The organism is Streptomyces sp. LaPpAH-108 (genome assembly GCF_000373625.1).
Classification (GTDB): Bacteria; Actinomycetota; Actinomycetes; order Streptomycetales; family Streptomycetaceae; genus Streptomyces.
Window position 1 is genome coordinate 238595 of the sequence record NZ_KB891998.1, and the last position, 19607, is coordinate 258201.

16 protein-coding genes are annotated in these 19607 nt (G+C 72.2%); 4 read left to right on the forward strand and 12 right to left on the reverse strand.

Features of this window, described 5'->3' with window-relative positions; genetic code table 11:
• Positions 1-49 precede the first annotated feature (49 nt).
• The 3 genes from mycP to B079_RS32875 all read right to left on the reverse strand — a co-directional run bounded on the left by mycP (position 50) and on the right by B079_RS32875 (position 4094).
• Entirely contained in the window at positions 50-1261 is a 1212-nt protein-coding gene (gene mycP / locus B079_RS0127805; protein ID WP_018549124.1) for a type VII secretion-associated serine protease mycosin, read from the reverse strand.
• The gene (locus B079_RS36370) at positions 1258-2016 is read right to left on the reverse strand and encodes a hypothetical protein (RefSeq protein ID WP_018549125.1); all 759 of its coding nucleotides are present in this window, start codon (positions 2014-2016) and stop codon (positions 1258-1260) included. The genes mycP and B079_RS36370 overlap by 4 nt, the downstream gene beginning before the upstream one ends.
• A gap of 815 nt (positions 2017-2831) precedes the next feature.
• Positions 2832-4094, reverse strand: a complete 1263-nt coding sequence (locus B079_RS32875; RefSeq protein ID WP_018549126.1) for an RNA-guided endonuclease InsQ/TnpB family protein — start codon at positions 4092-4094, stop codon at positions 2832-2834.
• 83 nt (positions 4095-4177) lie between these two features.
• Between B079_RS32875 and B079_RS0127820 the strand changes: the two genes are divergently transcribed.
• The gene (locus B079_RS0127820; RefSeq protein WP_018549127.1) at positions 4178-5380 is read left to right on the forward strand and encodes an amino acid deaminase/aldolase; all 1203 of its coding nucleotides are present in this window, start codon (positions 4178-4180) and stop codon (positions 5378-5380) included.
• Positions 5381-5408: 28 nt separating this feature from the next.
• On the opposite strand, the gene B079_RS0127825 is transcribed toward B079_RS0127820, so the two are convergent.
• Genes B079_RS0127825 through B079_RS0127840 form a run of 4 tightly spaced genes read right to left on the reverse strand, consistent with a single transcriptional unit; the run spans position 5409 to position 10241 of the window.
• The gene (locus B079_RS0127825) at positions 5409-6650 is read right to left on the reverse strand and encodes a hypothetical protein (RefSeq protein ID WP_018549128.1); all 1242 of its coding nucleotides are present in this window, start codon (positions 6648-6650) and stop codon (positions 5409-5411) included.
• 25 nt (positions 6651-6675) lie between these two features.
• The gene (locus tag B079_RS0127830) at positions 6676-7458 is read right to left on the reverse strand and encodes a 3-oxoacyl-ACP reductase (RefSeq protein WP_018549129.1); all 783 of its coding nucleotides are present in this window, start codon (positions 7456-7458) and stop codon (positions 6676-6678) included.
• Positions 7455-8828 (reverse strand): aldehyde dehydrogenase family protein, encoded by a 1374-nt coding sequence (locus B079_RS0127835; RefSeq protein ID WP_018549130.1) that lies wholly within the window; start codon positions 8826-8828, stop codon positions 7455-7457. Before B079_RS0127835 ends, B079_RS0127830 begins: the two co-directional genes overlap by 4 nt.
• 54 nt (positions 8829-8882) lie before the next feature.
• Positions 8883-10241, reverse strand: coding sequence for a glutamine synthetase family protein (locus B079_RS0127840; protein WP_018549131.1), 1359 nt, complete (start codon positions 10239-10241; stop codon positions 8883-8885).
• Between the two features lie 97 nt (positions 10242-10338).
• Between B079_RS0127840 and B079_RS0127845 the strand changes: the two genes are divergently transcribed.
• Positions 10339-11151, forward strand: coding sequence for a FadR/GntR family transcriptional regulator (locus tag B079_RS0127845; protein ID WP_018549132.1), 813 nt, complete (start codon positions 10339-10341; stop codon positions 11149-11151).
• A 77-nt stretch (positions 11152-11228) separates the two neighbouring features.
• Positions 11229-11924 carry a gamma-glutamyl-gamma-aminobutyrate hydrolase family protein gene (locus B079_RS0127850; RefSeq protein ID WP_018549133.1) on the forward strand — a complete coding sequence of 232 codons (696 nt, stop codon included), beginning with the start codon at positions 11229-11231 and terminating at the stop codon, positions 11922-11924.
• A 40-nt stretch (positions 11925-11964) separates the two neighbouring features.
• On the opposite strand, the gene B079_RS0127855 is transcribed toward B079_RS0127850, so the two are convergent.
• Positions 11965-12870: a LysR family transcriptional regulator gene (locus B079_RS0127855; protein ID WP_018549134.1), complete on the reverse strand. Its 906-nt coding sequence runs from the start codon at positions 12868-12870 to the stop codon at positions 11965-11967.
• Positions 12871-12939: 69 nt separating this feature from the next.
• Between B079_RS0127855 and B079_RS0127860 the strand changes: the two genes are divergently transcribed.
• Positions 12940-14094, forward strand: coding sequence for a TDT family transporter (locus B079_RS0127860; RefSeq protein ID WP_018549135.1), 1155 nt, complete (start codon positions 12940-12942; stop codon positions 14092-14094).
• Here the strand turns inward: B079_RS0127860 and B079_RS0127865 are convergent.
• From B079_RS0127865 to B079_RS0127880, 4 genes are all read right to left on the reverse strand, one after another.
• Positions 14006-14725, reverse strand: coding sequence for a helical backbone metal receptor (locus tag B079_RS0127865; protein WP_026249148.1), 720 nt, complete (start codon positions 14723-14725; stop codon positions 14006-14008). The genes B079_RS0127860 and B079_RS0127865 overlap by 89 nt on opposite strands.
• A 17-nt stretch (positions 14726-14742) precedes the next feature.
• On the reverse strand, positions 14743-15315 hold the full coding sequence (locus tag B079_RS0127870) for a helix-turn-helix domain-containing protein (RefSeq protein WP_018549137.1): 573 nt from the start codon (positions 15313-15315) through the stop codon (positions 14743-14745).
• Positions 15316-15762: 447 nt separating this feature from the next.
• Positions 15763-18378, reverse strand: a complete 2616-nt coding sequence (locus tag B079_RS0127875) for an ABC transporter permease/substrate binding protein (RefSeq protein ID WP_018549138.1) — start codon at positions 18376-18378, stop codon at positions 15763-15765.
• Positions 18371-19459: a quaternary amine ABC transporter ATP-binding protein gene (locus B079_RS0127880; protein ID WP_018549139.1), complete on the reverse strand. Its 1089-nt coding sequence runs from the start codon at positions 19457-19459 to the stop codon at positions 18371-18373. The genes B079_RS0127875 and B079_RS0127880 overlap by 8 nt, the downstream gene beginning before the upstream one ends.
• Between the last annotated feature and the right edge of the window lie 148 nt (positions 19460-19607).

A 19607-nucleotide genomic window follows, 5' to 3' on the forward strand; every position in this document is an offset into this window, starting at 1 on the left:
CACCGGCAGGAACACTTACCCCGAAGACCCCCGAAGGCACGTACGTCCCCTAGGGGATCAGGCTCCCGGTGTTCTCCCGGCGCCCGCGCCACAGCACCACCGCCGCCACCAGCAGTACCCCGCCCGTGCCGCCCGCGAGCGGCGCGGCCCAGTCGGTCGCGCTGGACTCGGACGTGGGGGCGTCGGGCCCCGGGCCGAAGTACTTCCCGCCGTACGCCGCCGAGTCGAGGCTCTGCGCCTTGAGGCCGGTCGCGGACTTGAGCGCGGCGGCCGGGTCGATCATGCCGAAGCCGCGCGAGTCGTCGCGGCCCCCGGCCGGGGCGTTGCGGGCGGTGTCCTCCAGGAGCTTCTTGACCTGGGCCGGGGTGAGGTCGGGGTGGGCCGCCTTGATCAGGGCGGCGGCGCCGGAGACGAACGCGGAGGCGGCCGAGGTGCCCCAGCCCTCGTAGTAGCGGTGGTCGGGGTCCGCGATCACGACGTCCACGCCGGGCGCGCTGACGGTGGCGTACCAGCGGCGGGTGGAGAAGGAGGCGCGGGTGCCGTAGCGGTCGACGGCGGTGGCGACGACGACACCGGGATAGGCGGCCGGGTAGGAGACGTGGTCGCCCTTGTCGCCGCCGTTGCCCGCCGAGGCGACGACGACCACGCCCTTGCGCAGGGCGTACTGCACCGCCTCGTCCTCGGTGGGCTCGGGGTGCGCGGAGTCGGAGTCGTCGCCGAGGGAGAGGTTGATGACGTCGGCGCCGTGGTCGGCGGCCCAGCGGATGCCCTGGGCGAGGGCGTCGGCGCGGGTGGTGCGGGCCTTGGCGCGGGCGGGGTCGCCGTCCTCCAGGATGACCCGTACGGGGAGGATCTTGGCCTTGGGCGCGACGCCCATGACCCCGGCCGCGTTCCCGGGTCCGTGGCCGTGCCCGGCGATGATGCCCGCCATGGCGGTGCCGTGCCGCGCCCAGGCGCGGTCACCGGGTCCGGCGCCGAAACCGATCATGTCCTTGCCGGTCAGCACGTTCCCGGCCAGGTCCGGGTGGTCATCCTCCACACCGGTGTCCAGGACGGCGACGGTCACGCCCTGGCCCTGGGTCGTACGCCACGCCTCGTCCAGGTGGAGCGCGTCCAGGCCCCACTGCTGCGCCCGGATGCCGTCCGCGTGGGCGGCGGTGGCGGGGAGCAGCGCGAGGGAGGCGGCGGCCAGCAGGCTGAGCGCGGGGCGGGCGGCGCGCAGGCTCCGGGTGGTGCGGAAGGGGCGGGTGGGGCGCCTCATGCGGGTTTCTCCGTGGCCGGTCCGACTCTCTGCCGCAGCCGCCGCTCGACGCGGTCGGCCAGGCCCTGTGCCTCGTTGCCGAGTCCCGCCTGGGCCGGTGCGCTGGTGGCACCGGCGCGTACGGCCTGCGCCGCGGGCTCCGGCGTGTCGACGGTGCGGCCGTCGGCCCAGCCGGAGACGGCGAAGGCGACGACCGGGGCGTCCGTGAGCACGTCGATGGTCCAGCTGGCGCGCTGCGCGTCCCCGAACGCCGCCGCCGCGGTGCCCTTCGCGGCGTACGGCCGGGGCAGCAGGTCGGTACGGCGGTCCAGGTGCTCGCTGCGGAAGCGGTTGGCGAGCGAGGTCATGGCGGCGGGGTCGGCCTTGGTGAACAGGAGGCCGACGGTGGTGACGTAGCTCTGGGTGGCGTCGGTGTAGGTGGCCCGCAGCAGCCTGCGGCAGCCGACGGGGGCGAGCGCCTTGCGCAGCAACGGGTCGAAGGCGTCGGCGCAGCCGCTGTCGGGGGCCACGGCGATCCGGGTCCAGGTGCGGTCGGCCCCGCCGGGTCCGGCGCCCTTGCCGTCGACGGTGGGCGGGAAGAGCTTGTCCACGGGCACGCTGTGCCACAGTCCACCGGCGGCCTCGTAGGCACTCGCGGGCGCGGGCGCGCCCTCGTCCCCGCTGAGCCAACTCCCCACGGCCGCACCGCCGATGAGCCCGAGCCCGAGCACGACACACACGGCGGCCCCGACGACACGCCCCCGTGCCCAGGCCATCGGCCCCGAGACCCTTGTGCCGTCGAACGGCTCCGGCTCCCCGAACGTCCCCAGCGACCACGTGGGCGCCCCGGCACTCCAGGAGTAGGCGGGGTCGGGCGCGGGCGGGGGGCTGCCGAGGAGGGGGGTGGTGGGGGCGGCGGGGGTCCAGGCGGTACGGGAGCCGGGGACGGTGGTGTCGACCCGAGGGACGTCCGTGACTCCCCTGTCACGAACGGGAGTTGAAGCCTCGGCCGCCGTGGGCGCGGACCGTACGGGACGCAGCCGGGTCGTGCTCTCCTCGGGCGTCTCGGCGGGACGGGGTGAAGTGACAGGAACGTTTGGGGCGACGGCCCCCGACGCCTTGGCGTCCCCCTCCCCCACGGCACGCCGTGCGGCAGGCGGGGCATCGGGAAAACGGGCCGACGCGGGCGGCGGAGGCGGGCTCGCCGGGGCATCTGGGGCGGGCACGGCGACCGGCGGCTTCTTCTCCACACGGGCACGCGGCGTGAACACGGAAGGCTCCGTGGTACGCGCGGACGACCCCTCGGATTCGTCGGCCGCGGAGGACGGGGCGCGGCGCGCTTCCGTGCTCATGCACCCCCCGTTTCCTGTTGCCCGGGCCGACTGCTCGTGCGCGGGCCGTTCTGACTGGTCGGCCGGGCCCGGCGGGCGAGTTCCGTCCGGGCACGCATACCCGTACGGCCGGACGGCCATCCCTGTTCAGCCGATGCGGCCGGGAGCGTGCCGCCGTACGTGCGCGTCACTCTACGGCCTGCCACCCCCGAAGCCGGAACCCGTCCGCACCCCCGGCGGCATCTGCCCGGAACGTCCCCCTACCCTGCGGTAATCGCGTCTGGCAGGCTGCCGTCTTGACTTCCTCCCCCGCCTCGAAGGCGGGCAAGTCCAGCGGTCGCCCGCCGGGCTTCCTGCTTCACCGACGACCGCCCCGTCCGGGAAGGTTCCCGTTGAGGTCTTACACCGCCTCCACAGGCAAGGACCGCCAGCCCGGCGGCCAGGATGTTACGGGCCGCGTTCACGTCGCGGTCGTGGACGGCGCCGCAGTCGCAGATCCACTCCCGAACGTTCAACGGCAGCCTCGCGGAGACCGTGCCGCAGACCCCGCACAGCTTCGAGCTGGGGAAGAAGCGGTCGATCACGACGAGGCAGCGCCCGTACCAGGCGCACTTGTACTCCAGCATCATCCGGAGTTCCGCCCACGACGCGTCCGAGACGGCACGCGCCAGCGTGTGGTTCTTGACCAGGTTGCGGACGGCGAGGTCCTCGATCGCGACCGTTTGGTTCTCACGGACGAGCCGAGTGGTCAGCTTGTGCAGGAAGTCCCGGCGACGGTCGGCGATCCGGGCATGGATCCGCGCAACTCTCCGACGGGCCTTCTCCCGGTTGCCGGAGCCTCTGGTCTTGCGGGACAAGTCCCGCTGAGCCTTGGCCAGCCGGGTCCGGTCCCGGCGTTCGTGATGCGGATTGGTGATCTTCTCCCCGGTGGAAAGGGTCAGCAGGGAGGTGATCCCGGCATCGATACCGACCGCCGAGCTCGTCGGGGGCGCCGGAGCGACGGTGTCCTCGCACAGCAGGGATACGAACCAGCGCCCCGCGCTGTCGCGGGACACCGTCACCGTCGACGGCTCCGCACTCTCCGGCAGCGGACGCAACCAGCGGATGTCCAACGGCTGGGCCATCTTCGCCAGCGTCAGCCGGCCATCACGCCATGCGAAGCCGGAACGGGTGTACTCGACCGCTTGCCGGGTCCTCTTCCGCGACTTGAACCGCGGATACCGGGCCCGCTTGGCGAAGAAGTTCGCGAACGCCGCCTGAAGATGCCGCAGCGCCTGCTGAAGCGGCACCGACGACACCTCGGCCAGGAAAGCGAGTTCCTCGGTCTTCTTCCAGCCGGTCAGTGCGGCGGACGACTGTGCATAGGAGATGCGCCGTTGCTCGCCGTACCAGGCCCGCGTGCGTTCCTCCAGCGCCCGGTTGTAGACGAACCGTACGCAGCCGAACGTGCGGGAAAGCTCCGCCGCCTGCTCACGCGTGGGATAGAAGCGGTGTTTGAACGACCGCTTCACCTTCCGTCCCATACCTCACATTCTATCAACTCCCGTCCCGCAAAAGCCCCCTTCCTCTCCGGCCGAAGGGCCGGGGTACCCATGGAGGAACACCGATGACTGCGCGTGCCGCCGACAGGGCCCGGTACGACCGGGCGACCGTCGCTCTCGATGCCCCGTTCGCTCTGGTGGATCTGGATGCCTTCGATGCCAATGCGGCCGATCTGGTGCGGCGGGCTCAGGGGAAACCCGTGCGGGTCGCCTCCAAGTCGGTGCGGTGCCGGGCGCTGCTCGAGCGGGTGCTGGCGAAGGAGGGGTTCCGGGGGATCATGTCGTTCACGCTGGCGGAGTCGCTGTGGCTGGCGCGTTCGGGGTTCGACGACGTGCTGCTGGCGTACCCGTCCGTCGATCGGGCCGGGTATGCGGAGCTGGCGTCCGATCCGAAGGCGGCTGCGGCTGTCACGGTGATGGTGGACGACGTGGCGCAGCTGGATCTCATCGACGCGGCCCGGCAGGGTGGGCGTGAAGTCGTGCGGGTCTGCCTGGAGTTGGACACCTCGCTGCAGCTGCTGGGCGGGCGGGTGCGTGTCGGCGCCCGGCGGTCTCCGCTGCACTCCCCCGCTCAACTGGCCGAGCTGGCGCGGGCGGTGGCGCGGCGGCCGGGGTTCCGGCTGGTGGGGATCATGGCGTACGAGGGTCATGTCGCCGGGGTCGGGGACGCGTTGGCGGGACGCCCTGTGCGGTCGCGGGCGATCCGGCTGATGCAGGCGGCGGCGCGGCGGGAGTTGGCCGAGCGGCGCGGGGCGGCGGTGCGTGCCGTGCGGGCGGTGGTGCCGGAGCTGGAGTTCGTCAACGGTGGCGGCACGGGGAGTGTGCAGTACACGGCGGCGGAGGACGCGGTCACCGAGATCGCGGCGGGTTCGGGGCTGTACGTGCCCCGGCTTTTCGACAACTACACGTCGTTCAGGGGCCGTCCGGCCGCTCTGTTCGCGCTGCCCGTCGTACGGCGGCCGGGCGTCGGGGTGGTCACGGTGCTCGGCGGCGGTTATCCGGCGTCCGGTGCGGCGGGCCGGGACCGGTTGCCGGAGCCGTATCTGCCCGAGGGGCTGCGGTACGACCCGCAGGAGGGGGCCGGTGAGGTGCAGACCCCGCTGCTGGGCTCGCCCGCCGACGATCTGCTGATCGGCGACAAGGTGTGGTTCCGGCACGCGAAGGCGGGCGAGCTGTGCGAACGGTTCGACGTGCTGCACCTGTTGGAGGGGGACACGGTCACGGCGACCGTGCCCACCTACCGGGGCGAGGGGCACACGTTCCTCTGATGCCCACTCAATCAGCCTTGTCCGTACGTCAGTAGACGGTGTCCGCCTGGTCCGGCACCACCGAGCCGTCCGGGCGCAGCACCGGGGTGTGGCCGCCGTCGGGGGCGTTGTAGGCGGTGGTGGAGCAGGGGTAGCGCTCGGTCTTGCGGGGCAGCGGGTCGATGAACATGGGGTTGATGACCCAGCGGCCGTCGGCGTTGTCGTAGGCCCGGCACATCACTTCGGCCTTGTTGCGGTTGAGGACGAGGTGGGCGCCGGTGGCGTCGCCGACGAAGGTGACGTCGGTGTCGGCGTCGCCGCCGCCGATCGCGATGCGCTTGGTGGCGGGCTGCTTCTTCCAGGCGGCGGGGCCGTGGATGCCGTAGATGTCCTGGTTGATCCAGCAGCGCTTGCCGTCGATGTATGGGATGGCGGTGCCCTTGCCCGCCGGGACGCCGCCGCAGCCCTCGTTGGCGTAGGTGATGCGGCCGTGGCGGTCGAGGACGGAGCGGATGGCGATGGTGTGGGCGGCGTCGACGTTGATGGCGCGGGACCAGACCTCGGTGACGGGCTCGGAGCCCGCGGAGACGATGTAGACGCGGAATCCGGCCCGTTGGAGGGTGCGGACGAGGTCACGCTGCTGGTCGTAGTAGCGGACGTAGGCGGGGACCGTGTGCGTGCCGAGCTTGCGGGTCGCGCCGATCGGGGCGGCCAGGGCCTCGCGGCGGGCGGCGCTCGCGTAGGAGGTGAGCTGGGCGACGGTGCGGCCCGCGAAGAGCTGGGGCACCCAGGCGTACTGCGGGACGGTGTGCCGGTGGTTCCAGGTGCCCGCGAAGGCGGCGGCGCCGCTCATCGTCTTGGCGTTCTCGCGGATCTCCAGGATCTCGTCGGTGCAGCGGGGAAGCTTCGAGGTCCGCAGGGGGACACCGGCGCCGGTGCCGCAGGCCGCCGTGAGCGCGCGGTCGGCGGCGTCGGTCATCCAGGCGCTGGTGTCCTTCCAGCGGGCCGGGCGCAGCAGCACGTCGTGCCGCAGCGCCCAGGAGATGGTCGCGTCGGTCACGTCGTTCTTGGTGATGGTGTTGTCCCAGTCGAACGCGGCGACCGCGCCCCGGTGTCCGGAACAGGTGCCGTACGTGTCGATGACGTGTTGCAGTCGAGCGCGGTTGTCGCCGTACCAACTGGTGCTCAGTCTCGGGCAGTTGGAGTCGGCTGCCGCTGCGGTGGGGGCGAGGGGCGGGGCGGCCACCAGGGCGGCGGACGCGGCCAGGGTCCAGGCGAGAAGCTGTCGCATAGGACGGGGACCGTACACCTTGCGGCTACAGGGGTGTTACGTACGCGCCGGAGATTCCTCCGTCGACGAGGAAGTCGGTGGCGTTGACGAAGGAGGAGTCGTCGCTGGCGAGGAAGGCGACGGCGGCGGCGATCTCGTCGGCTTCGGCGAAGCGGCCGAGGGGGATGTGGACGAGGCGGCGGGCGGCGCGTTCGGGGTCTTTGGCGAATAGTTCTTGGAGGAGGGGGGTGTTGACGGGGCCGGGGCACAGGGCGTTGACGCGGATGCCTTCGCGGGCGAACTGGACGCCGAGTTCGCGGGACATGGCGAGGACGCCGCCCTTGGAGGCGGTGTAGGAGATCTGGGAGGTGGCCGCGCCCATGCGGGCGACGAAGGAGGCGGTGTTGATGATGGAGCCCCTGCCCTGGCGGCGCATGTGGGGGATCGCGGCCTTGCAGCACAGGTAGACGGAGGTGAGGTTGACCTCCTGGACCCGCTTCCAGGCTTCCAGGCCGGTGTCGAGGATGGAGTCGTCGTCGGGTGGCGAGATACCGGCGTTGTTGAAGGCGATGTCGACGCTGCCGTAGGTGTCGAAGGCGGCCTGGAACAGCGCCTCGACCTGCCCGGGGTCGGTGACGTCGGTCTTCACGAAGAGCCCGCGGGTCTCCTCGGCCGCGGCCTTCCCGGCCACCTCGTCGATATCGGCGCAGACCACCTGCGCACCCTCAGCGGCCAGACGGCGCGCGGTGGCCAGGCCGATACCGCTCCCGGCTCCGGTGACAACGGCGGTACGGCCGACCAGGCGGCGGCAGACAGGGTTCTCGGTCACTGTGCGGGGCCCTCCGTGCTGATGAAGACGTTCTTGGTCTCGGTGAAGGCGGTCAGGGCGTCGGGGCCGAGTTCCCGGCCGAGCCCGGACTGCTTGAAGCCGCCGAACGGGGTCCAGTAGCGGACGCTGGAATGGGAGTTGACGGACAGGTTGCCCGCGCGCACGGCCTGGGTGACGCGCAGGGCGCGGCCGAGGTCGCGGGTCCAGACGGACCCGGAGAGCCCGTAGGGGGTGTCGTTGGCGAGCCGGATCGCGTCCCGCTCGTCGGTGAAGGGCAGCAGGACGGCGACGGGTCCGAAGATCTCCTCGCGGGCGGCCGGGGCGCCCGGCGGTACGTCGGTGAGGACGGTCGGCGGGAACCAGAACCCGGGTCCTTCCGGGGCGCTGCCGCGCAGGGCGGGGGCGTCGTCGGGGACGTAGGAGCGGACCCGGTCCAGCTGGGCGCGGGAGATCAGCGGGCCCATCTGTGTCTTCTCGTCGGCGGGGTCGCCCACGATCACGGCGGCGAGCGCGTCGGCGAGGAAGGCGCGGGCCTCCTCGTAGATCTCCTCCTGGACCAGGACGCGGGTGCGGGCGCAGCAGTCCTGGCCGGAGTTGTCGAGGAAGGAGAAGGGGTCGAGGGCGGCCGTGAGGTCGGCGTCGGCGAAGACGATGTTCGGGCTCTTGCCGCCGAGTTCGAGGGTGACCGGCTTGACCTGCCGGGCGCAGCGTTCCATGACCTCGCGGCCGGTGCGGGTGGACCCGGTGAACACGATCTTGGCGACGCCGGGGTGCTCGACGAGGGCCCGTCCGGCGGTCCCGCCGTATCCCGGCAGCACCTGGAAGACGTGCTCGGGCAGGCCCGCTTCCAGGGCGAGTTCGGCCAGGCGGAGCGCGGTGAGCGGGGTGGTCTCGGCGGGCTTGAGGACGACGGCGTTGCCTGCCGCGAGCGCCGGGAAGGAGCCCCAGGCGGCGATGGGCATCGGAAAGTTCCAGGGGGCGATGACGCCGACCACGCCGAGGGGTTCGTGGAAGGTGATGTCCCAGCCGCCGGGTACGGGGATCTGCTTGCCGAGGAGCCGTTCGATGCCACCGGCCGCGTAGAGGAGGAGGTCGCGGGCGTTGCCGGCCTCCCAGCGGGCGTTGCCGATCGTATGACCGGCCTCGCGGACCTCCAGGCGGGCCAGTTCCTCGGTGTGCGCGTCGACGGTGTCGGCGAAGCGGCGCAGCAGCCGGGCGCGGTCGGCGGGGGCGAGGGCGGCCCAGCTCTCCTGGGCGCGGGTGGCGCGGGCCACGGCGGCGGCGACGTCGTCCTCGCTCGCGGCGGGGACGGTGGCGACAAGTTCCTCCGTGGCGGGGTTGACCACCAGGAGTTCGTGCGGGTCCGTCAAGGGGTGGCCTTTCGCGGGAGCCGGTTCACAGGCGTCAAGGGGTGTGTACGCGGTTCACAGCCGTTCGAAGGATCGCCGCAGCTCCCAGTCCGTCACCGCCGCGTCGAAGGCGGCCAGTTCCACCCGCGCCATGTTCAGGTAGTGCGCGACGACCTCCTCCCCGAACGCCTCCTTCGCCAGCGGGCTCGCCGCCCACACGTCGGCGGCCTCGCGCAGCGTCGCGGGCACATGGTCGTACTCGGCGGCGTAGGCGTTCCCCGCGCACGGCTCGGGCAGTTCGAGCCCCTGCTCGATGCCGTACAGCCCGGCCGCGACGAGTCCCGCGACCGCGAGGTAGGGGTTCACGTCCCCGCCCGGCAGCCGGTTCTCGAAGCGGAGCGAGCGCCCGTGGCCGACGACGCGCAGCGCGCAGGTCCGGTTGTCGTGCCCCCACGCGACGGCGGTGGGCGCGAAGGAGCCCGGCTGGAACCGCTTGTAGGAGTTGATGTTGGGCGCGTAGAGCAGCGAGAAGTCCCGCAGCGCGGCGAGCTGTCCCGCGAGGAAGTGCCGCATCACGTCGGACATCCCGTCGGGCCCGGCCATCGCGTTGCCGCCGGAGGCGTCCGCCAGCGAGAGGTGGATGTGACAGGAGTTGCCCTCGCGCTCGTTGTACTTCGCCATGAACGTCAGGGACACCCCCTCCTGCGCGGCGATCTCCTTCGCACCGGTCTTGTACAGCGCGTGCTGGTCGCAGGTGACCAGCGCCTCGTCGTAGCGGAAGGCGATCTCGTGCTGGCCGGGGTTGCACTCCCCCTTGGCGGACTCGACGGTGAGCCCGGCGCCCGCCATCTCGTTGCGCAGGCGGCGCAGCAGGGGCTCGACGCGGCCGGTGCCGAGGATGGAGTAGTCGACGTTGTACTGGTTGACCGGGGTGAGGCCCTGATAGTTGGCGTCCCAGGCCTGTTCGTAGCTGTCCTTGAAGACGATGAACTCCAGCTCGGTGCCGACCTGGGCGGTGTAGCCGAGCGCGGCGAGCCGGTCCAGCTGACGGCGCAGGATCTGGCGCGGCGCGGCGGTGACCGGGGAGCCGTCCTCCCAGGCGAGGTCGGCAAGCAGCAGCGCGGTGCCCGGGTGCCAGGGCAGGCGGCGCAGGGTGGCGGGGTCGGGGCGCATGGCGAAGTCGCCGTAGCCCCGGTCCCAGGAGGACATGGCGTAGCCGTCGACGGTGTTCATCTCGGTGTCGACGGCGAGGAGGTAGTTGCAGCCCTCGGTGCCGTGACCGAGGACCTCGTCGAGGAAGAAGCGCGCGGCGAACCGCTTGCCCTGGAGCCGCCCTTGCATGTCGGGGAAGGCGAGGACGACGGTGTCGATCTCGCCGCCGGCGACGAGCGCCCGCAGTTCCTCGACGGTCAGCGGGGGTGTGCGGTCTGCCACCAGAAAAGCCTCCTTAAGGCTCCTTCGCGCGGTGCGGCCGGTCCGATGGCCATAAGGTATGGCCGAAGACCATTGCTTGGGAAGGGGGCGCGGCCGGATGCCGCGGGACACCGACATACGGGAAACCGACGTACGCGCGCCCGCCGTACCGGAAGCCGCCGTACCGGAGGCCGCCGTACCGGAGGCCGCCGCGCGCGAGCCCGGCGACCGCCTCGGCGCCGTGCTGCGCCCCGTGCGCGCGGGCAACGGCTTCGAGGAGGCCCTGGAGCAGATCCTCCAGGTGGTCCGCCTCGGCCTGGTGCCCGGCGGTGAACGCCTGCCCGCCGAGCGGGAGTTGGCCGAACGCCTGGGGATCAGCCGGGTGACCCTGCGCGAGGTCCTGAAGGTGCTGCACGACCAGGGCCTGGTGGAGTCGCGGCGCGGCCGGTACGGCGGCACGTTCGTACGGCCCCGCGCGGACGCGGGCGGCGAGGACGAGCTGCGCAGACGCGTCACCGAGGTCGACATCGAGGACGTGCTCCGCTTCCGCGAGGTGCTGGAGACCGGCGCGGCCGGGCTGTGCGCGGCGCACGGGCTCACGGAGGACGGCGCGGCCCGGCTGCGTCACGCCCTGGAGCGCACCCATGACGCGCCCCTCGCGGACTACCGGCGTCTGGACACCCTGCTGCATCTGACGCTGGCCGAGCTGTGCGGCTCACCGTCGCTGGCGGCGCGGTACGCGGCGGTGCGCGCGAGCGTCAACGAACTCCTGGACTGCATCCCCCTGTTGGTGCGCAACCTGGAGCACTCCCAGCGCCAGCACACCGCCCTCGTGGAAGCGGTGCTCACCGGGGACGCGGAGGCCGCGCGGGAGATCGCCCGCGAGCACTGCGCGGGCACGGCGGCACTCCTGCGGGGCTTCCTGGCGTGAGCCGGGTTCTGCAAAGGTAGGCGAGGAAACCTTTGTACGACGAGAGGGGCAGCGTGACCGTACGACAGGAGGGCCGCGTGACCGGACGGCCGCCGCTGATCGGCGTGAGCACCTACCTGGAGGGCGCCGCCCGCTGGGGCGTGTGGGAACTGCCCGCCGCCCTGCTGCCCGCCGCCTACCCCCGCCTCGTCCAGCGCGCCGGAGGCATCGCGGCCCTGCTCCCGCCGGACGCCCCCGAGCGCGCCGCCGCCACGGTGGCCCGCCTGGACGGGCTGGTGATCGCGGGCGGCCCCGACGTGGACCCGGCCCGCTACGGCGCGGAGCGCTCCCCGCGCACCGGCCCGCCCGCCCCCGAGCGGGACGCCTGGGAACTGGCCCTGATCGGGGCCGCGCTGGAGGCCCGCGTACCGCTCCTCGGCATCTGCCGGGGCCTGCAGCTCCTGAACGTCGCCCTCGGCGGCAGCCTCGTACAGCACCTGGACGGCCATGTGGAGGCGGTCGGCGTCTTCGGCACGCACCCGGTGACCCCGGTGGCGGGCACGCTGTACGCCAAGATCGCGCCGGAGGAGACGGCACACGTGCCGACGTACCACCACCAGTGCGTGGACCGCCTGGGCCGGGGTCTGGTCCCCTCGGCACACGCGGCCGACGGCACCGTGGAGGCGGTCGAACTCCCGTCGGCCGGGGGGTGGGTGCTCGGTGTGCAGTGGCACCCCGAGATGGGCGAGGACGTACGGGTGATGCGGGCACTGGTGGAGGCGGCGGCCTCCTGAGCCGTGCCTCAGCGGCGAGCGGCCCCCGCTCCAACCCCGCTCAACTCCGCGTCAGCGCCAGCAGCTCCCGCGCCGGACCCGTGGGCCGGTGTCCGACCGGCCACACCGCCCGCAGCTCCCGCCGCAGCGCAAGGCCCGCCACCGGAATCCCCACCAGCCGCCGGGTCGCCAGCTCCTCCCCCACGGCCAGCTCGCTGAGCACGGAGGGACCGGCCCCGCCGACGGCCGCCGCCTTGACCGCCGTGGTGGAGGACAGCTCGATCAGCGGGCGGGCGAGGCCGCCGAGGGCCGCGTCCAGGACCTGCCGGGTGCCGGAGCCGCGCTCGCGCAGGATGAGCGGGGTGGCGGACAGCTCCTCGGGGGCGAGCGGACGGCTCCGGCGGGCCCACGGATGAGTGGGCGCGGTGACGACGATCAGCCGGTCCCGGGCGACGACCGCCGAGTCCAGGGCGGACGGCACGCTCAGCCCCTCCACGAAGCCGAGGTCGGCCTCGCCCGCGAGCAGCAGTTCGGCCACCCGCGCCGAGTTGCCCGCGAGCAGCGAGACCGCCGTACCGGGGCGTTTGGCGTGCAGGGCGAGCAGCCAGCCGGGCAGCAGATACTCCGCGATGGTCATGCTGGCCGCCACCCGCAGCCGCGAGTCCCGCCGGTCGCGCAGCGCCCGCGCACCCGCGTCGAAGGCTTCGGCCGCCTCCACCACGCGTCGCGCCCAGTCGGTGACCAGCGCGCCCGCGCCGGTCAGGCGTGAGCCGCGCGGGGAGCGGTCCACCAGGGCCACGCCGAGCTGCCGCTCCATGGACCGCAGCCGGCTGCTGGCGGCGGGCTGGGTGATGCCCAGCTCCCGGGCCGCCGCGCCCAGACTGCCGAGCCGCGCCACGGCGAGCAGCAGCTCCAGCGCGCCCAGGTCGGGCACCCGGTGCGCCAGCGGAACCTCGCGCTCACTCATAAACCCAGCTTATGCCCTGATAGAGACAGGGCCCCTGGTCAGGGCGGTTACGTACGGGAAACTGGTGTCATGGTCACACCTGTCCCCTGTCCGCCCGTTCGGGCCGTCCACGTCCGGCATCTCGGCCCCAACTGGTACGCCGCCGTCATGGGCACCGCCGCCGTCGCCGGTACGGGCACCGCCCTGCCCGTACACGCGCGCCCGCCGCACGCCCTGCTCGCCGCCTTCTGGGTCCTGTCCCTCCTGCTGCTGGCCGCGCTCCTCGCCGCCCGCGCCCTGCACTGGACCCACCACCGCGACCAGGCCCGCGCCCATCTGCTCGACCCCGCGACGGCCCCGTTCTACGGCTGTCTGTCGATGGCCCTGCTGGCGGTCGGCGGCGCCGCCCTGACGGCCGGGCGCGGTCTGCTCGGTCAGGGTGCGGCGGTCGCGCTGGACGCCGTGCTGTTCACGGCGGGTACGGCCGTGGGGCTCGCGGCGGCGGTCGCGGTGCCGTATCTGATGGTCGTACGGCACCGGATCGAGCCGGAGCAGGCCACCCCGGTCTGGCTGCTGCCGCTGGTCGCCCCGATGGTGTCGGCCGCGCTGGGCCCGGCCCTCGTACCGCATCTGCCGCCGGGGCAGCCGCGCGCAACCCTGCTGCTCGGCTGTTTCGCGCTGTTCGGGCTCAGCCTGCTGGCCACGCTGCTGATGCTGCCGCTGATCCTCGGACGGCTCCTCCTCGCGGGCCCGCTGCCGCTCGCGCTCACCCCGGTCCTGTTCCTGGTGCTCGGCCCGCTGGGGCAGTCCACCACCGCGACCGGCGCCGTCGCGGACCTGGCGCCCGGGGTCGTACCGGAGCCGTACGCGCACGGTCTGAAGGTGTTCGCCGTGCTGTACGGGGTGCCGGTCATGGGGTTCGCGCTGCTGTGGCTGGCGTTCGCCGCCGCGCAGGTGGTCCGGGCGCGGCGGCGCGGGATGGGGTTCTCGCTGACGTGGTGGGCGTTCACCTTCCCGGTGGGCACGTGTGTCACGGGCGCGGCCTCGCTGGCCCGGCACACGGGGCTGACGGCGTACGCGGTGCTCGCGGTCGCGCTGTACGTCCTGCTGGTGGCCGCCTGGGTCGCCGCCGCGTCCGGCACGCTGCGCGATCTGTTCAGCGGACGGCTGCCCGCAGCGCCTCGGCCAGCACCTGCGGAGCCTCGGCCAGTGAGGGTCCGTACCAGGTCAGGTGCCGTCCGCTGACCAGGGCGCAGGGCAGTCCGGGGAAGGCTTCGGGGCCGTCGTCGGCGGTGAAGCGGTAGGGCTCGTCGGGGAGGACGACCAGGTCGGGGGCGGTCGCGCGCAGCTCGGGCAGCGGGACGCGGGGGTAGCGCTCGGGGTGGTCGGCGTAGGCGTTGCGGATGCCGAGGCGGGCCAGGACGTCGCCCGCGAAGGTGTCGCGGCCGAGGACCATCCAGGGGCGGCGCCAGACGGGGACGACGGCGGTGGCGGGCGCCTCGGGCGCGGGGAGCGCGCTCCAGACGGCCTCGGCCTCGTCCAGCCAGCGGGGGCGACTCGGGGCGCCGCAGGCGGTGAGGACGCGGTCCAGTTCGGGGAAGGCCTGCGGGAGGGTGCGCACCTCGGTGACCAGCACCGTGAGGCCCGCCGCGCGCAGGGCGGCGAGGTCGGGGGCGCGGTTCTCCTCCTCGTTGGCGATCACCAGGTCGGGGGCGAGGGCGGTGATCCGCGTGAGGTCCGGGTTCTTGGTGCCGCCGATGCGGGTGACGGTCAGAGCGGCGGGGTGGGTGCACCAGTCGGTGGCGCCGACGAGGGCGCCGGGCAGGGTGGCGGCCACCGCCTCCGTGAGGGACGGGACCAGGGAGACCACTCGCACCGGGGCGCCCGCCCGCACTAGCGGGACCGGTCCTTGACCGCCTCGATGTGCTCGGCGACGGCCACGACGACCACCCGGGTGTCCGGCACGGTGGCCCGCCAGCGGTGCCGGACCCCGCCGGTCAGGTAGAGGGTGTCGCCCCGGCCGAGGCGGTAGGCGCGGCCCTCGGCCTCGATCTCCACCGCGCCGTCGGCGACGTACATCAGCTCGTCGTTGCGGTGGCGGAACTCGCGGCCCGCGTCGTGGTCGCCGGTGAACTCGGAGGCGTGCAGCTGGTGGTGTCCGCGCACCAGGGGGCGCGTGCGCGGCTCGAAGTCGCCGTCCTCGATGTGCTCGGCGCGGACGACGTCGACGCTGCACGCGGGGTCGGCGGCGGCGAGGAGTTCCACGGCGGTGGTGCGCAGGGCGTCGGCCAGCTTCTCCAGGGAGGTGCGGCTCGGGCGGGCCCGGTCGTTCTCCACCTGGCTGAGGAAGGGCACCGACAGGCCGCTGCGCTCCGACACGACCGCGAGGGTGAGTTCCAGCGCGCGGCGACGCCGCCGCACGGCCGCGCCGACCCGCACGGGCTGTCGCTCTTTGTGGTCGCCCATCGCTGCGGCTCCCTCCTTCAGGCGTCGCGCGGCTGCCCGGGTACCCATTCGGCGGCACCCGTGTCCCAAAACGTTGTCCGCAAGGTTGTCTGCACCCTACGCATGTTCGGCAAACCGTTTCGCGCGTCTGTCGCATCGATGTCATACCGGTCATGGCCGACCCGACGGTTCACGCCACCGGGTCCGGCCGTCGGCCCGGGTGCCCCGTGACCGTCGGTCGGTGGCCTGGTGTCCGGCTGTTCCTTCTTCCAGGGCCCGCCGGGCGGCCCCGGTGTACCTTTCAATGCCTTCGCCGCCCCTGGTGTTCCCTGGTACACGCCGTCCGCCCGGCACCGGGGGACGGTGCCGGGCGGACGAGTGGGGTGCGGCGCTCGGGGCCCCGCCTCGCGCTGTGTGGTTGGCCGGATTCTTCCGGTCACCGCGGGGCCGGGTCACCGCCGGGCCGGGTCACTGCGGGGTCATGCGCCCTGCGACCTCCGGGTGCTCCTTCACCCAGGCCGCGACGGCCTGCTCGGTCTTGCCCTGGCCCGCCTTGGTGATCTGGGCCTCCAGGCTGCCCAGCTCGCCCTCGCTCATCCTGAAGCCCTTGATCCACTTGGTGAGCTGCGGGTACTGCTCCGGGAACTTCTGGCTGGAGATGGTGCGGATGGTGTTGCCCACGCCGAACGCCTTCTTCGGGTCGGCCAGCTTGGTCAGCTCGTACTCGCTGTACGCCCAGTGCGGCGACCACAGCACCACGGCCACGGGCTCCTTCTTGGCGTAGGACCGCTTCAGCTCGGCCAGCATCGCCGGGGTGGAGCCGTCGACGACCTTGTACTCCTTGTCCAGGCCGTAGCCGGGCAGGACCTTCTTCTTGAGCAGGTTCATCTCACCGGTGCCGGGCTCGATACCGATGATCTTCCCGTGGAACTGGGAGGACTTGCCCTTGAGGTCGGCCAGGGACTTCACACCCTTGACGTAGGAGGGCACGGCCACTTCGAGCGAGGTGGGCTGGTACCAGGTGCCGAGGTCCTTGAGCCGGTCCTTGCTCTTGTCCCAGTAGTTCTTCTGCGCGTACGGCAGCCAGGCGTCGAAGTTGACGTCGAGGTCGCCGGAGGCGAGACCGGTGTAGACCGGGCCGACGTCCATCTGCTTCAGGTTCAGCCGGTAGCCGCGCCGCTCCAGGACGTTCTTCCACAGGTAGGTGACGGCGATGTCCTCGTCCCAGGGGAACCAGGCGACGTTCACGGCACGCTTGGCCTCGGCGGGCGTGGCGCCGCCCGTCTTCTTCACCGGGGCGAGCTTGTCGACGAGGCCGGGGTTCTTCTTGAGCCAGGCGCGCACGGCGTCCTGCTGCTTGCCCTTGCCCGCCTTGTTGATCTCGGCTTCCAGTCCGGTGAGCTGCTTCTCGCTCATCGTGAAGTTCTTCAGCCACTGGCCGACGACGGGGTTGTCGTCGGCGAAGCCCTTGCGGCTGAGGGTGTGCACGCCGTCGCCCTTGCCCCAGACGCCCTTGGGGTCCTTGAGCTTCTTCAGGTCGTAGTCGCTGTAGGCCCAGTGCGGGGACCAGAGCGTGACGACGATCGGCTGCTTCTTGGCGTAGGCGCGCTTCAGCTCGGCCAGCATCGCCGGGGTGGAGCTGTCGACGACCTTGTACTCCTTGTCCAGGCCGTAGCCGGGCAGGACCTTGGACTTGAGGAGGGCCATCTCACCGGCGCTGGACTCGATGCCGGTGATCTTGCCGCCGAACTTCGACGCCTGGCCCTTGAGGTCGTCCAGGGAGTCGATGCCCTTCAGATAGGAGGGCACCGCCAGCTCCAGCGAGGTCTGGTCGTACCAGGAGCCGAGGTCGTCGAGCTGCTTGCCGTACTTCTTCCAGTACTGCTCGTGGGTGGTGGGCAGCCAGGAGTCGGTCTCGAAGTCGATGTCGCCCTGGGCGAGCGAGGTGTAGAGCGGTCCGGCGTCGAACTGCTTGGCCTCGACCTGGTAGCCGCGCTGTTCCAGGATCTCCTTCCAGAGGAAGGTGGAGGCGACGCCCTCGTCCCAGGGGATGTAGCCGATGCTGATCTTCTTGCCCTGGCCGACGTTCTGGCTGTCGGCGGCGGGGGTGGAGCCGCCGCTGCCGCCGAAGATCCCCATGCCGCCCGCGACCAGCGCGAGGACGACGATGCCGACGACGGCGACCGCGGGGCGCGGCCGGTAGGAGCTGATGCGCACACCGCGCACCGCGCGCAGCTTGGCGGCGGCGCGGCGGCCGACCGGGGAGACCTCGTTGCCCAGGGCGCTGGTCATCCGGTCGAGGTAGATGGCGAGGATGACGATGGCGATGCCCGCCTCGGAGCCGAGGCCGACGTCGAGCTGGCCGATGGCCTCGTTGACGTCGCCGCCGAGGCCGCCGGTGCCGACCATGCCGGCGATCGCGGCCATGGACAGGCCGAGCATGATGACCTGGTTGACACCGGCCATCACGGTCGGCAGGGCCAGCGGCAGCTGGACGCGCAGCAGGGTGTCGCGGGGCGTGGTGCCGAACGCGTCGGCCGCCTCGACCAGTTCCTTGTCGACCTGCCGGATGCCCAGCTCGGTCATGCGCACGCCGGGGGCGAGCGCGAAGATCAGGGTGGCGACGATGCCCGCCGGGGCTCCGGTGCCGAAGAACAGGATGGCCGGGATGAGGTAGATCATCGCGGGCAGCGTCTGCATGAAGTCCAGCACGGGCCGGATCAGATTGCTGACGCGGTCCGAGCGGGCCGCCCACACGCCGACGGGCACCGAGATCACCAGGGCGATGATCGTGGCGACGAGGACGAGCGACAGGGTGATCATCGCGTCGTCCCACAGCCCGAGGGAGTCGATGAACGCGAATCCCACGAAGGTGAGGACACCGGCGACGGTGCCGCGCAGCCAGAAGGCGATGATCGCGAAGATCCCGGCGAGGATGAGCGGCGGGGGCGCCTGGAGGACGGTGTCGATGCCGTCGTAGGTGCCCTGGAAGACCGTCTTGAAGAAGTCGAACAGCCACGCCATGTGGCCGGTGAGCCAGTCGACGACGTCGTTGACCCAGCTGCCGAGCGGAATCCTAGGCATGGGCGGTCACCTTCTTCCCGCCCTGGTCGCGCCGGTTGTCGCAGGGTTCGGGGCTGCCCTCCTCCTCGCCGACGAAGCCGACGAGCCTGCGCCGGGGCACGACTCCGACGAGTTCGCCCTGGTCGTCGACGACGGCCACGGGGTGCGAGAGCCGGGCGCTGATCGCGCACAGGTCCGTGAACGGGGTCTGGGGCGTGGCCTTCTCACAGCCGCAGTCGGCCTCGTCGCCGCGCAGGTCGGTGTCCATGACGGCTCCGGCGGTCAGGACCCGGGCCCGGTCGACGTCCTGGGTGAAGGAGGCGACGTAGTCGTCCGCGGGGCGCAGCAGGATGTCCTCGGCGGTGCCGCTCTGGACGATACGTCCGTCGCGCATGACGGCGATGCGGTCGCCCAGGCGCATGGCCTCGTTGAGGTCGTGGGTGATGAAGACGATGGTCTTGTGCAGGGTCTTCTGCAGTTCCAGGAGCTGGTCCTGCATGTCCCTGCGGATCAGCGGGTCGAGCGCGCTGAAGGACTCGTCCATGAGCAGCAGGTCGGCGTCGGTCGCAAGGGCCCGGGCGAGGCCGACGCGCTGCTGCATGCCGCCGGAGAGTTCGTCGGGCCAGGAGTCCTCCCAGCCCTCGAGACCGCACAGGGCGAGGGCTTCGTCGGCGCGGCGCTCGCGCTCGGCGCGGGGCACGCCCTGGACCTCCAGGCCGTAGGCGGCGTTGGCGCGGACGCTGCGGTGCGGGAAGAGCGCGAAGTGCTGGAAGACCATGCTGATCTTGCGGGCGCGGACCTCGCGCAGCTGCGCCGCGGTGAGCGCGGTGAGGTCCTGGCCGTCGAAGGAGACATGGCCCGAGGTCGGTTCGAGAAGGCCGTTGAGCATCCGCAGCAGGGTGGACTTGCCGGAGCCGGACAGGCCCATGACCACGAAGATCTCCCCCGGCTCGACGGCGAAGGAGGCGTCGATGACGGCGGCTGTGGTGCCCTCCGCCCTCAACTCCTCACGTCCGGCGCCTTGTTCGAGCCGTTTTACTGCCTGGTCCGGTTCCGGTCCGAACACCTTGTACAGGTGCTCGGCGGCAAGTCTGGCGGACATGCATACCTCTCGTCTCGGGGGCAAGGTGGGAGATGAGCGGCCGCGAATTGTTGACAGAATTGTTGACAAAAGCAACTACTGCACTCCGTGGCGGCGCCTGCCCGGGCAATTGCATGACAAACGCAAAGTGATCCAGGTCACACATTAT